Genomic DNA, 13,823 nt, shown 5'->3' on the forward strand with positions numbered 1-13,823 from the left:
CCCGTTCGCGACTCTTCAAACTACGATGTGCAAGCACGGTGTAGTTTGAAGCGTTCCACTTGCATGTATTAGGCACGCCGCCAGCGTTCGTCCTGAGCCAGGATCAAACTCTCGTTAAAAGTTCATTTCTGAACTGGCTTTGTTTTGCCATTATCCTTAGTGCTTTAGCACTTAGGAATAATGGACAAATCTTTTATGTCTTTCATTATTGAATTGACAGTTTTTGATGAACCGTAGTTCATCACATGAGTCATTCTTCTTTATTCAGTTTTCAAGGGGCTTGTGTGCCGCTCTCTTGCGACAACTATTATATTCTATCAAACCTCTTTTCTTTTGTCAAGAATAAAGTGCGATTTTTTTGAAAAAAGTTTGTGATGGTTCGTTTTTAGCAGGCAAAAAGCCCGTGGGACGGGCTTTTTTGCTTAATAAAAATTTTTTTATTTTTGTCTGCTAAAGTTGGCAACATCTTCTGAGATTTCTTTAATGAAGTCATCGAAGCTGAGCACCTTAGTGTCTGTAGAGCCGTAGCGACGGATATTGACCGTACCGTCAGCCTGTTCTTGGTCGCCGACAACGATTTGGTAAGGAATCTTGCGAGTTTGAGATTGACGGATCTTGAAGCCCATTTTTTCGTTGGCTTCATCGACAACCACACGGAAGCCTTTGCTTTGAAGTTCTTTTTGAAGCTTCCAAGCGTAATCAGCATGAATTTCGTTGTTGACAGGGATGATGGTTGCTTGAGTTGGCGCCAACCAGGTTGGGAAGGCTCCCTTATAAAGCTCGATCAGGTAGGCTGTGAAGCGCTCAAGTGTAGAGATAACCCCACGGTGAATCATGACTGGACGGTGTTTCTCGCCGTCTGCACCGACATAAGTGATATCGAAGTTTTCTGGATTCAGGAAGTCCAGCTGGATAGTAGAAAGTGTTTCTTCATTTCCAAGGGCAGTCTTAACCTGGATGTCGAGTTTTGGTCCGTAAAAGGCAGCTTCACCTTCAGCTTCAACATAGTCCAACTTCATCTCATCCATGGTTGCCTTCAGCATGGTCTGGGCATTTTCCCACATAGCATCGTCCTGGAAGTACTTTTCTGTGTCTTCAGGATCACGATATGAGAGACGGAAGCTGTAATCATTGATACCAAAGTCATGGTACATATCCATAATAAATTGTAAAATCTTACCAAATTCTTCTTGAATTTGTTCTGGCGCCACAAAAGTATGGCCGTCATTGAGCTGCATCACGCGCACACGTTGCAGACCAGACAGGGCACCTGATTTTTCATAGCGGTGCATGGTACCAAATTCAGCGATACGGATAGGCAATTCGCGGTAGCTGTGGACATGGTGCTTGTAGATGGCAATGTGGGAAGGACAGTTCATCGGACGGAGTTCCAACTGTTCGCCGTCGTCGAATTCCATTGGCGGGAACATGTCTTCATGGTAGTGTTGCCAGTGGCCTGATTGCTTGTAAATGTCAAGGTTCATCAGGTTTGGTGTGTGGACATGAAGATAACCGGCCGCGATTTCACGGTCTTCGACGAAACGTTGAATGGTCCGGCGAAGCGTCGCCCCGTCTGGCATCCAGTAGGCAGTCCCTGCACCAAGGTCTGAGTCGTTGAAGAAGAGATCCAACTCACGGCCGAGCTTACGGTGGTCACGTTCTTTGGCTTCTTCACGGAATTTCAGGTTTTCTTCCAGTTCTTCTTTAGTGAACCAGGCTGTCCCGTAAACCCGTTGCATCATGGCATTGTCAGAGTTACCACGCCAGTAGGCACCGGCAACACTAAGAAGTTTGAAGAATTTAATGAAGCCAGTCGCAGGGACGTGCGGGCCACGGCAGAGGTCAGTGTATTCGCCCTGGCTGTAGATGGTCAGGCCACCCTCGTCTTCATTGTGCTCGTCGATGAGTTCGAGTTTATAAGGGTCGTTCTTGAAAATGTCTTGAGCTTCAGCCTTAGAGACTTCCTTACGGATAGAAGGGAAGTTTTCCTTGGCGATTTTCTTCATTTCTTCTTCAATTTTCGGCAGGTCTTCTTCTGAGATTTGTCCTGCTTCATTGTCGGTATCATAGTAGAAACCGTCTTGGATGGCAGGGCCAACCCCCAGATGGATGTCTGGGAAATGCCGGCGAGCCGCCTGGGCAAAGAGGTGGGCCGCTGAGTGACGGAGGATGCCTAAGGCATCTTCATGGTCAGGTGTGACAATCTCAAAGTCCGCATCTTCAGTGATGGGACGAGTCACGTCGATCAGCTTGCCGTTGACCTTACCAGCCAGGGCTTTTTTCGCCAGGCCTGGCGAGATTTGATGGGCAATGTCGTAGGTTGTGATGCCAGCTTCAAATTCTTTGACGGCAGCATCTGGGAAGGTAATTTTAATCATATCTAACTCCTTTATTTTTTGTTAACAGCTTCAGGCGGTGGCCTTCACGATAATAATAAAAAACGCAAGAGCTCCCCCAAAAAGGACGCTCCTGCGTGTTACCACCTTTGTTCAATTTCCATTAAAAAATGAAAATCTCTCATCATTGGCGTAAGGTGCCAGAGACCCCTAGCGATTAGGCCAGGCATTTTATGAGTGGTACCCTCAAAGTCGACATCTAGGCTCGCAGTACCGCCTAGTCTCTGAAAAATCTTGTCTGAGGACATGTCTCTTTCTTGATTATAATGCTTATCTTAGATTTTGTCAAGCGTTTTCAGTGACTTTGTTCAATATTACGCCGAGTCTTGTATTCCAAGAAATCACGGGCCACATCTGGGTCAAAATCATTGAGCTGCTTCATGACATGGTTTTGAATGGCTTCAATCTCCACCTTTTCAAATGGCATCTCGGCAACCACCTTTTCGACAATGCGGGTAACATTATTGGCAATCATGTTGGCCTGGAGGGGCTTGTCGTGAAACTTTCCATTGATAGCGGCCTTAAAAACGGCTGTCTGGATACGGAAAGAATCCCAGTCGACCACGCGACCGTTTCGTTTGATGACCACCTTATTGACGAGTTTTGATTCCATAGGCTTCTCCTTTTGTCTTCTTATTCCTATTATAACAAATTTTTTAGAAAATCTTACCATTTATCGGCTTTAAGGCAAGGATTAAAATGTCTCTACTAAGAGAATCACATTAAGAATCGTCACAAAAATCCCGGTCGCTAGCAGAAGGATTTTTGTATACCAGACATTCTTATATTTTCCCATAATTTTCTTTGAGCTGGTCAGGTAAATTTGCAGGAAGATTGTAATCGGTAGCTGAATCGACAGGAAGACCTGCGAGTAAATCAAGATGTTAAAGCTTGAGGTCACCAGGCTAAATCCCATGATGGCAAGGGCCGCCCCGATGATTGTAATCAAGACGCCCAGCCTAGAGTGAGGGTCCCGGGCATCATATGGCTCGGCGAAGATACCAGCAAAGATAGAGCCACCGGCCATCCCAGCCGTCACGGATGAAGCCACACCAGCAAAGAGAAAGGCGAGCCCAAAGAGAATGGCCGCCCCTGGCCCGAGCAGGGGCTTCAGAATGTCTTGAGCCTGCGCCATCTCAGTGACCACATGCGGGAAAAAGAGGGCGGCAGCAATAATGATAATGACGGAATTTATTACCCAGCCCAGAAACATTGAGAAAATCGTATCGAAGAACTCAAACTTGAGCTGGCGTTGGATGACCTTTTCGTCCTCAAGATGCCACTGACGGCTCTGAATGACCTCAGAATGTAGGAAGAGATTATGTGGCATGACGACCGCCCCCAGGGCAGAGAGGATAATCGGCATGGCGGCCGGTGTAATATGAGGAACAAAGGATCCATGAAGGGCGGATGTCCAGTCAATATGGGGAATGATAAAAATTTCTGCCAATAAGGAAATCCCAATCAGGCTGACAAAGCCAATGATGACCTTCTCGATTTTAGAGTAGGAATTACTGAATAAAAACCAGATGACCAGGATGGCTACAATCGGTGTCCCGACCATTATCGGTAGGCCGAAAATCATCTGTAGGGCCAGGGCACCGCCGAGGAGCTCGGCCGTCGCTGTTGAAATCGAGGCCAGGACAGCCGTAATCAGAATAAGCCGGCTGAGCCATGGCCTCAAGTACTCGGTTGCATTTTCAGAGAGGCACTTGCCGGTCACGATGCCCAGATGGGCGACGTTGTGCTGGAGAAAGGCCAGCATGATGGTCGAGAGGCTGATGACCCAGAGGAGCTTGTAGCCAAATTGCGAGCCGGCGGCCAAATTGGCCGCCCAGTTGCCCGGGTCAATGAAGCCAACAGCGACAATCAGGCCAGGCCCAACATAGCGGAGAAAATCCAGGGCCGGGTGGCGCTCGTCTTTTAATATGTTCTTGAATTTCATCTTAGCTTAATTATAACAAAACGAAGCGAAGTCTGCTTTACTAGGCTGTCAGCGGGACACATCCTCTTCCTTACTAAGCAAAAAAGCCTGGCAAACGCCAGACTTTTTAAGAAACAAATTTTAACTTCAAATTAATTTATTTGAACTCTTTGAAGCGAACGTCATCGCCCAAAGTTTCCTTATCGACTGTGTTCGGAGCTTCGATAGAACCGAAGACGAATTGGCCACGGAGCTTCCAGTCTTTAGGCACATCGTAGGCTGCGACAACTTTTTCGTCGACGAGTGGGTTGTAGTGCTGGATGTTACCGCCGACACCTGCTTCTGCCAGGGCGTTCCAGATGTTAGCCAGGACAATCCCGTGGCTTTGTTCTGCCCATGGCTTGAAGTTGTCAGCGTAGAGCGGGAATTGCTCTTCGAGGTTGGCTACTGTCGCCATGTCTTCAAAGAGGAGGACTGTGCCGTAGCCGGCCTTGAAGCCATTGAGACGGCCTTGAGTAGCTTCCCAGGCTGATTCGTCGAGGACACCATCTTGGGTCATGACGGCCTTGAGGCTTGACGTCACGATGTCGTCCCAGAATTCGTCGTGCTTAGCGCCTGTCAAAATCACGGCACGGGCTGTTTGGGCGTTGAAGGCTGATGGGGAAAGGCGGACAGCTTCTTTGATAGTTTCGATTACTTCATCGGCATTGTTGAGGTTTTTGCCGAGGGCGTAGATGGTGCGGCGTTTTTTAAGTGTGTCTAAGTAAGTCATAGTGGGACTCCTTTTTAGTTTTTTTATTTTCGTTTACGTTTGTAATCTTAGCATGTAAGCGGATGAAAGTCAAACGATTTGCTTTTCATTTTAGATTTTGTTTTCTGAGGGAATCGTTCCGCTAGAGAAGGCCACTGTTGAGCTGTGAGGCCGGGAGCGAAGCCTCCGGCTTCCATCCCTAGATTTGGAGCCTTTCGTCTCCAAATCTGCCATTTTCACAGCCCAACAGTGGCCTTCTCTAGCTACACTTATCAACTCCAATAAAAAAATCCCCATTCCATTTCTGGAAACAAAGGATTGAGTATGCTGTATTTATTTCGTACCAAACAAGCGGTCACCAGCGTCACCTAAGCCTGGGACGATGTAGCCTTGCTCGTTGAGGTGGTCGTCGAGGGAGGCGGCGTAGATGTCGAGGTCAGGGTGGGCTTCCTGGAGGGCTTTGACGCCTTCTGGTGCAGCGACGAGGCAGACAAATTTAATGTTGCTGGCCCCACGTTTTTTGAGGACGTCTACGGCGAGGGCGGCAGAGCCTCCAGTCGCAAGCATTGGGTCGACGAGGAAAATCTGGCGGTCAGCGATGTCTGTCGGAAGCTTGACCATGTATTCGACAGGCTTCATGGTTTCTTCGTCACGGTACATGCCGATGTGGCCGACACGGGCAGCAGGAATAAGCTTGAGAATCCCGTCAACCATACCGATACCGGCACGCAGAATCGGTACAACAGCCAGCTTTTTACCGGCCAACTGTTTAGCCGTCATCTGGGCAACAGGGGTCTCGATAGTCACGTCTTCAAGCGGAAGCTCACGAGAGACCTCATAGGCCATCAGCATCCCGATTTCATCGACAAGTTCACGAAACTCCTTGGTAGAAGCTTCTTTACGGCGAAGGATAGAGAGTTTGTGTTGAATCAATGGATGTTCGACAACGGTAAATTTAGACATGGCATCTCCTAGAAATTTTATAATTCTATTTTATCATTTTTGGGCAGTTTTTGCCTTGCTGGGCAGTGACCATTTGATCAGGAATGGGGCAATCAGGGTCGTCAAAATCGTCACGATGACCAACTCTGAATAGACCGTGTCAGAAATCACGGCTGACGCCAGGCCGACCTGGGCGACAATCAAGGCGACTTCGCCACGGGAGACCATGCCAGTCCCGACCAGGAGGCTATCGGCATTGGACAGCTTGACCGAACGGCCGGAAATATAGGCCGGTAGGAATTTTGTTGCAATAGCCAACAAGGTAAAGGCCAGAATAATCCAAGGGTGCTCAATCAGGCTATCAAAGCTGACAGAAAGAGCGATGGACACAAAGAAAACAGGGATGAAAATCACATAGGCAATGGCCGAGGTGTACTCTTCAATCCGGTGGGAGACCTCAGTCTGACTGATGGCAAGACCTGCAAAGAAGGCCCCAATCACGGCTGACATGCCCGAAGCCCAGGCCAACAATGAAAGAATCAGACAGATGAGAATCGCCGCTGTCGTATTTTTTGCATAAATCGGCAGGCGGTCGACCCATTTCCAAATCCTGGGAATCATCTTGTGGACGAGGACCAGGAAAAGTAGGAAGAGGGCCTCAAGCAGAAACTGAAGGGGCAGATTTCCCGAGCCTGACTTGGTCGAAGTAAAGACAGAGAGGGCCACGACGGCCAGGATGTCATCGACCACGGCCGCACCCAGGATGATGGCCCCCGCCCGGGTCCCGAGCTTCCCGTATTCCTGGAGGACTTCCACTGTAATAGAAACTGAGGTCGCCGCAAAGACAATCCCGTAGAAAATCGCCGTAGAAAAGCCATAACCCAGCAAGTGGGCCACGCCCCAGAAGGCAAAAAGCGGCACCAGGACGCCAGAGCTGGCAATCAAGAGCGAGGCCTTGAGGTTCTTTTTCAAGACCGTCAAGTCACTCTCGAGGCCGGCCAGGAACATGAGGAGAATGACCCCAATCTCAGAGAGGGTCTCAATCGTGTGCCCGCCGTGAATCCAGCCCAAGACGCTGGGGGCAAGAATCACGCCCACCACCATCTGCCCAACCACAGCCGGGATTTTGAGCTTTCTGGAGACCACCGTCGCAAAGAGCGAGGCGACCAGGATAATTGTTAGTTGAAAAATGTCGTTCATGCTTTTATTTTAACATAAAAATGGGGTGGTTTGAGGCTTTTTCTTTGGTTTTGGCGGGCTTTTGGCGGGTGTTTGGAGAGTGTTATATGAAGGAAGTGGGGGAATTTTTTTGAAAAAATAGGCTGGGGTTGGTTATTTGAAAAACTTAATAGAGTTGTTCAACTCATAAAAAAAGCCCCTCAGGGCTCTCATCATCACAAATACCGTCTCTCCAAATACTTCAACTTAGGATGAGCCATCGGAAGATCATAAATCGCCTCAGCAAAAGGCTTGGTCACGATTTCTGCATCACGGTCGTCGAGTAATTTTTGAGCAAAGCTTGGGTCGACCAGGGTCTGCTGGGCGACTCCTGCCAGCTCAGCATCCTCAAGAATGCCTTCGGCAGCAACACGGTCACGGACGCCACCGACAGCAAGGAGGGGGAAGGCCCCGTCGATGCGGTCGTGGATGTAGGCCAGCTCTGACTTCTCTTGGAGCTCAGGCGAGTTGGACTTGCGGTCATAGCTCTTCAATGAAACATGGAGATAGTCGAGTGGAAAGGCCTTGAGCTCATCAATCAGGTAGAGGCTGTCTTCCAGGCGGATGCCGGGTGTCGTCGCCTCAACTGGAGAAAGGCGGTAGCCAACAGCAAATGGCCGGTCAGCCTTTTCGACTTCTTCAAAGACCCGCTTGGTCACGGCCTTAGGAAAGTTGGCCCGTTTTTCGAGACTGCCACCCCAGGCGTCATTCCGGCGGTTAGAGTGTTCGCTGAAGAACTGTTGAATCAGGTAGGTATTGGCCCCGTGGATTTCGACACCGTCAAAGCCAGCGGCGATGGCACGTCTGGTTGCTTGACCAAAGGCTTCAATAATCTCGAGAATCTCAGCTTCTGAGAGCTCGCGAGGGATTTCAGCCCCTGGCATTTCAGCTGGGATAGCTGAGGCAGAGACGACCTGCTCGCCGATGGTCTTGCTTGAAGACATCCGGCCAGCATGGAAAATCTGAAGGATGGCCTTGGCTCCCTTGTCCTGAATGGCTTTAGCAATCCGGCTCAGGCCTTCAATCATCGAGTCATCTGTGACGGAGAGCTCGCCAGGCCAGCCCTTACCGTTTTCTGTGACATTGGCTGTCCCAGTGATGACAAGGCCTGAGCCTTGTGAGATTTCAGCGTAGTGGTTGACCTCGTCCGTCGTGATGGCACCGTCGTGGAAGGACAGGACGACCGTCATCGGCGGGACAAAGAGACGGTTTTTAAGCGTGATACCTGAGCGGAGGGTCAGGCTTTCGTTAAGTTTTGGCATAATCTTCTCCTTTAATTCGCCATTATTTTAGCACTTTGACATGAAAATGTCTTAAATTTTGATTTAGAAAAAAATGATAATCAAGCTCATCAAAATCAGGCTGATGAGCATGGAAAGTGAGACCGAAAGGCCAGTCACAGCCTTGTCATTGCCAAAGGTCGTAGCCTGGAGCATGTGAAGGAAGGACATGGGCAGAAAAAAATCAGGAGGAGGACCTGCTTGACCAGGTGTGGAAAGGGGATCAGAAAGTAGACGAGGAGGGAAAGGACGAGGGCTGCCGTATAGCGGCTAGCCAAGGTCTTGAGAATCAGACCGAGCTTACCGTCAGGGAGTCTGAAGTCCATAAAGAGGCCAATCGTGAAGATAGAAAGCAGGGTATTGGCCTGAGACAAGGGCTTGAGGGGCGTCAGCCAGCTGTCAGGCAAGGCAAGGCCAAAGAGGGCCAGGAGAAACATGATGATGTAGGCGACGAAGGGTGGATTCCGCAAGAGGACGCCTGCGACCTCTCGGGGAATGAAGCCAGATTTTTTTCTGCCACTGAGGCCTTCGATCAGGGCCTGGGAGCCTCCTGTAACCATGAGGGAATTGCCCATGTCAAACATGGCAAGAAATGGGATGGCCACCGGGAAAAAGCTAGAGACAAAGGGAATCGAGAAATTGCCGATGTTAAAGCCAGATAAATTAAACATGTAGAGGGCCTGCTCTTCGGCCGGCCGTCTGCTGGACAAGAGCTTGCCGATGAAAATCAGGGCCAGATTGCTGAAGAGGCCCATGACCATGAGGATGAAGAAGGTGGCAGAAAGCTGGCTGTGGTTGACACCGATGATGATGGTGGCCGGCAGTGTGATGTAGACGACCAATTTTGAGGTCATCAGGCCATCTTTTGAGCGGACCAGGCGAAACTGCTTGAGGAGCATGGCGAGAGCTAGGACGATGAAGATGCTGAGGGCGTTTAGGATTACGGTGGACATGCTTCTATTATAGGCCTTTTTGTCGGGAATTTATAGGGGCCGGGCAGTTTCTTTTGAAATATGGGCTGGTCCGTTCCAGAAAACAGCACAACACAGCAGTGGGCCGAAAATGGGATTGCCAAGACTATCTGCGTAGAAAAAAAAGCAAAGCTTTTCACCTTGCTTCGGCTTCCATTCCAAATCAACTGGATTATCATTTCCCAGCATTGGAAGAAAAGAAATATTAAATTCTTAAAAAATCTCAATCTCATACTCAGCCACAAACTTACCCTCTGGGGCCAGTTCATTGATGGCGAACTTGGTCATCAGATCACCGTCGGTGTTTTCGTCATCTGCGAGGCCACACCAGGGCTCGATGCAAACAAATGGAGCATCAGCTGGATAGGGGCTCCAGAGGCCAAAGTAGGGCATTTTCTCCCAGCTGAGACGGACGCCATGGGCGTCGATGCTGTTGGTCAGGCTGACAGCCATCTTTTTAGATGAGCTAAAAACCAGGGCGTCTTCCTTGAAAAGCTCGCGGTTGAGCTCCAGCTCGCTGACCGCCTCTTCTTTTTTATCCTTGAGCTTGAGGAGGCCGGTCGGCGGGTCGAGCGGGATAAAATCCCGTTTTTCGGCAGGCGAGATGGTCAGCTTGTAGTCTTCAAAAGTCCCTGATTTCAGGGGAACATTGAAGGCTGGATGGGCTCCCAGGCCAAATTGCATGAATTTTTCGTCTTCGTTTTTGACCTCATAGCGGACCCGGATGGTCTGGTCTGTCAGCTTGTAGGCCACTCGGAAGCGGAACTTGCGAGGGTACTTGTTGAGGCTATCAGCATTTTCACGGAGTTCATAGATTACCTCGTCGCTGTCTTCCTTGATGAGCTCAAAGTCATTGTCCCGGGCAAAGCCGTGGCCTGGCATCTGGTAGTGCTCGCCGTCGAGCTGATATTCGCCGGCTTTCAGCTTGCCGACGATGGGAAAGAGGACCGGAGCATGCCTCGCCCAATAGCTCTTGTCAGCCTGCCAGAGGTACTCGATGCCGGCGTGTTGGATGGAGTTGAGCTCGGCTCCGAAGCTGTTGATTTCGATTTGGAGGTTTTCGTTGGATAGTCTTGTTTTCATTTTTGCTCCTTCATGTTTTTCTTTTATTTTAACATGAAATTAGTAAAGTTCACTGGCTCCAACTGACCAATTTGACCCCATCGTAGGAGAAGGTTGAAAAACTACTGCTGAAGAAATCATATTGTGAGCCCCAACAAAAGAAAGATAATGTCCCACAACTTCTTTTGTTGGATCATTGTTCACTTCGTTGAGCCAGTTTGAAGCATTAGCATTTGCCATCTGCTCTGGTGTTGAATAGAGATAATCTCCCGCCAGATCCGCAGCCCAGGCAAAATTTCCTGAAGTTGGTTGCAACCAGCCATTCGCACTTTGATAATGGTCAAATTTAATGAGGGCGCCATATGCCGCATCTGTTAAACTGTAGGCATTATCTATTGGATTGACATCTTTAACCAGCGCTGTTAATCCGAGTTTTGAGCGAAGCAAGTTTATATCTTGAGCCAGCCTTTGATTATAACGCTGAGACCATTGGCTCAAGGTCGAATAAGTTGTCGATGCTTCAGAAGCTGAAGCAATATAGAAATTGCCTGAGCTTATTCCAGCATTAAGCTTGCTTTGGAAAGTTGTCAACTCATTCTTATAGGCCGTTGAACTAAAGGTTGACGAATCAATTTGACTGTATTGACTATAGTTACTGTCATCCATATAAGTCTCATTCAATAAATTGATAAAATCGTTCACTATAGATTTAACCGTACTTGTAAAGGCCGTTGTTTGCGTTAAACCAGTTGCATCAGTTGTAGGGCTTGTGGTTGCCGTCGCAACATTTGGTAATTGAGAAGCCAAAGAAAGGCTTGAACTTTGAAGCTTCCAAATCTTTGTCGTCGTATTAGTAACCGTCACATCCCCATTAGTCGCTATATCCGTGCTGGAACTTTGAGTCGACGAAACAAGTGTATAGCCCGTCGTCGAATTCAAAACATTCCCATTCTGGTCTTGGTTAATCGTCACACTTTTCGTTATTGTGGCGACCTTGTGGGCAAAGACGGTGTAGGCTCCCGTGTTATTGCTATAGGCATTCACCTTGAGATAAACAACTTGTCCTGCGGTCAAAGTCGTTGGTTTAATCAAGAAATTGAAATTTTGTCCTGATGTGACATCGTCATTGTAGTCTAATTGACTATTAGAACTGCTGGTCAGGGTCCCCTGTGTGTCGAGGTTTCCTGTCGTATAGAAGCTGTAATCTCCTGCTACTGTCGCTGTAAATTTATAGTAGACGGCTTGCCCAGCAGTTGAAATACTCCCCGCCGTTGCTGTATCAAGTGGCAGGTTGATGGCTGTGGCTGTTGAGTCACCTGAACTCGAGTTGAGCTTCCAGATGACAGTGGTCGTATTGGTGATGGTCTTATCACCATTTGAAGCAACTGAAGTTGTCGTTGTGGTGCTTGATGAGACCTGACTATAGCCTGTCGTTGAGCTCAAAACATTGCCATTTTGGTCTTTATTCACGGTGATATTTTTAGTTGTGCTGACAATCAGGTGCCAGATGTTGCTGGTTGAAATCGTCGTGACTGTATCCCCTGTGCTGTTTACAGATGTTGTAACCGTCGGCCCTGTTGTTGACATCTTATGGTAAAGGCTTGTATCGACATTATCTCCAAGGACAATTCCTGATTCATCTTGATTGATTGTTACGGTTTGCGTGATTGATTGCAGTTTATGGGCAACAACAGAGTAGGCCCCTATGCTGCTACTATAGGCATTAACCCTGAGGTAGACCACTTGTCCTGCCGTTAGACTGATTGGACTAATCAGGAAGTTTCTGCCATTGCTATCATCGTTTGATCCCAAAGTATTAGAGAGGCTATCTTGCAACATCCCGACGGTGTCCAGCGTCCCTGTGGTATAAAAGCTATAAGCTCCAGCTGTTGGGGCAATAAATTTATAATAAACCTGCTGTCCGCTACTAGAAATATTGCCTGAGCTTGCAATATCCTGCGTTAAGCTAAAGGCTGAATTTGTCGACGAACCTGTCAACTCCCAGATCACTGTGGTCGTATTTGTAATGGTCTTGTCGCCATTTGATGCTGTGCTTATGGTCTGGACTGGCGAAGAGGTCGAGAGCTTTGTATAGCCTGCCGTTGAGCTCAAAACATTGCCATTTTTATCTTTATTAAGGGTAACACTAGTCGTCGCTGTCTTGATTTTATGCCAGATGACGGTCGTCGTGATGGTGCTTGTCTTATTGCCATAGACATCTGTTGTAATAACAGGCGAGCCCGTCACAGAGGACATTTTGTGATAAAGCGTGCTATCGACATTACTGCCTAAAAGATTTCCTGCCTCATCCTTATTAACCGTCTTATAAACGCTAATATTTGACGTCGAACTTGGCTTGTAGTAGACCCGAAGCGTTGTGGTTGTCAGGCTGTCTCCATTTGAAGCGACCTACTTGACTAAACTCGTGGTCTGATAATCCTTTGTAAAGCCGGCAGTAGAAAGTAGCGTTTGACCGGTCACTTCATTGATATTGATGGTGACAGTCTTTTGTGTGGCCACTGCCTTATGCCAAATATTGGTCGTGGTAATCGTTACTGTCTTATTGCCTTTAGAATCAGTGCTAGTCACGGTATTTACTCCGCTACTGATTTTAACATAGCCCGTCGTCGAGCTTAGAATCGCTCCCTTGTCTGACTTGTTGACAGTGACTCTTTTAGTTTGAGTTGTCCCCGCAGTCGATGGCTTTCCCAGGGCATAGAGTTTTGCCCCTTCTTGTTGCCAGCCATATTGCGGTAAGATGTTATACTCATTTTTATCAATCGTCAATAAGTGCTGACCATTAAGCTTCGCATTATAGACACGATAGACCGGCATCCCACCTCCTGAATAAAAGAGGGGCTTACCATTATTATCCTTCTGCCAGCCTGACCCACTGGTTAAGACTTTAACCTCATTTTTATCCGTCGTATAGAGGTGGTTATGTAGCGCGGGATTGTAAAGACGATAAACCGCCTGACCTGATGTTGGTGCCTCCCATACAAGCCCTTCCGCCTTCCAGCCAGCTGTTGTGGATAAGACATGATTTTCATTTGCATCAGGTGTAAAAAGGTGCTCTCCTGTGATAGGATTGTAAAGACGATAAATCCCCTGCTCAGTTGCAGAGGCCTTAACTGACTGCTGTAAGCCAATAACAGTCAGCAATGACAGACTAGCTAAAGAAATTCCAATGACCTTCTTCTTTTTTAACCCCCTTTTAATTTTTCAGATAACTTAATTATAGCATTTATAACCTTAGAAAGGTTAGTCTAGCTGACAGTT

The 13,823-nt window shown here is 48.0% G+C and carries 11 protein-coding genes and 1 rRNA gene; all 12 read right to left on the minus strand.

Going from position 1 to position 13,823, the window contains the following annotated elements:
• Positions 1–119: ribosomal RNA gene (locus tag NtB2_RS02560) — 16S ribosomal RNA — on the minus strand; the annotation flags it as partial.
• Positions 120–437: 318 nt separating this feature from the next.
• A complete protein-coding gene (gene thrS, locus NtB2_RS02565) occupies positions 438–2,378 on the minus strand; it encodes a threonine--tRNA ligase (RefSeq protein WP_109245390.1) in 1,941 nt (646 codons plus the stop codon).
• A 313-nt stretch (positions 2,379–2,691) separates the two neighbouring features.
• Positions 2,692–3,009, minus strand: coding sequence for an ATP cone domain-containing protein (locus NtB2_RS02570; RefSeq protein ID WP_109245391.1), 318 nt, complete (start codon positions 3,007–3,009; stop codon positions 2,692–2,694).
• A gap of 81 nt (positions 3,010–3,090) precedes the next feature.
• Positions 3,091–4,341, minus strand: a complete 1,251-nt coding sequence (locus NtB2_RS02575; RefSeq protein ID WP_109245392.1) for an Nramp family divalent metal transporter — start codon at positions 4,339–4,341, stop codon at positions 3,091–3,093.
• Between the two features lie 136 nt (positions 4,342–4,477).
• A complete protein-coding gene (locus NtB2_RS02580) occupies positions 4,478–5,092 on the minus strand; it encodes a nitroreductase family protein (protein ID WP_109245393.1) in 615 nt (204 codons plus the stop codon).
• 312 nt (positions 5,093–5,404) lie between these two features.
• The gene (gene upp / locus NtB2_RS02585; protein WP_109245394.1) at positions 5,405–6,034 is read right to left on the minus strand and encodes a uracil phosphoribosyltransferase; all 630 of its coding nucleotides are present in this window, start codon (positions 6,032–6,034) and stop codon (positions 5,405–5,407) included.
• A gap of 33 nt (positions 6,035–6,067) precedes the next feature.
• Positions 6,068–7,213, minus strand: a complete 1,146-nt coding sequence (locus NtB2_RS02590) for a cation:proton antiporter (RefSeq protein ID WP_109245395.1) — start codon at positions 7,211–7,213, stop codon at positions 6,068–6,070.
• A gap of 194 nt (positions 7,214–7,407) precedes the next feature.
• A complete protein-coding gene (locus tag NtB2_RS02595) occupies positions 7,408–8,493 on the minus strand; it encodes an NADH-dependent flavin oxidoreductase (protein WP_109245396.1) in 1,086 nt (361 codons plus the stop codon).
• A 134-nt stretch (positions 8,494–8,627) separates the two neighbouring features.
• Positions 8,628–9,464, minus strand: coding sequence for an AEC family transporter (locus NtB2_RS02600; RefSeq protein ID WP_225867037.1), 837 nt, complete (start codon positions 9,462–9,464; stop codon positions 8,628–8,630).
• A gap of 231 nt (positions 9,465–9,695) precedes the next feature.
• A complete protein-coding gene (locus tag NtB2_RS02605) occupies positions 9,696–10,565 on the minus strand; it encodes an aldose 1-epimerase family protein (protein WP_109245397.1) in 870 nt (289 codons plus the stop codon).
• Positions 10,566–10,604: 39 nt separating this feature from the next.
• Positions 10,605–12,800, minus strand: a complete 2,196-nt coding sequence (locus tag NtB2_RS02610) for a hypothetical protein (RefSeq protein ID WP_109245398.1) — start codon at positions 12,798–12,800, stop codon at positions 10,605–10,607.
• A 153-nt stretch (positions 12,801–12,953) separates the two neighbouring features.
• Entirely contained in the window at positions 12,954–13,706 is a 753-nt protein-coding gene (locus tag NtB2_RS02615) for a hypothetical protein (RefSeq protein WP_109245399.1), read from the minus strand.
• Positions 13,707–13,823 lie beyond the last annotated feature (117 nt).

The organism is Lactococcus termiticola (assembly GCF_003116835.1).
In the GTDB taxonomy this organism is placed as follows: Bacteria; Bacillota; Bacilli; order Lactobacillales; family Streptococcaceae; genus Lactococcus; species Lactococcus termiticola.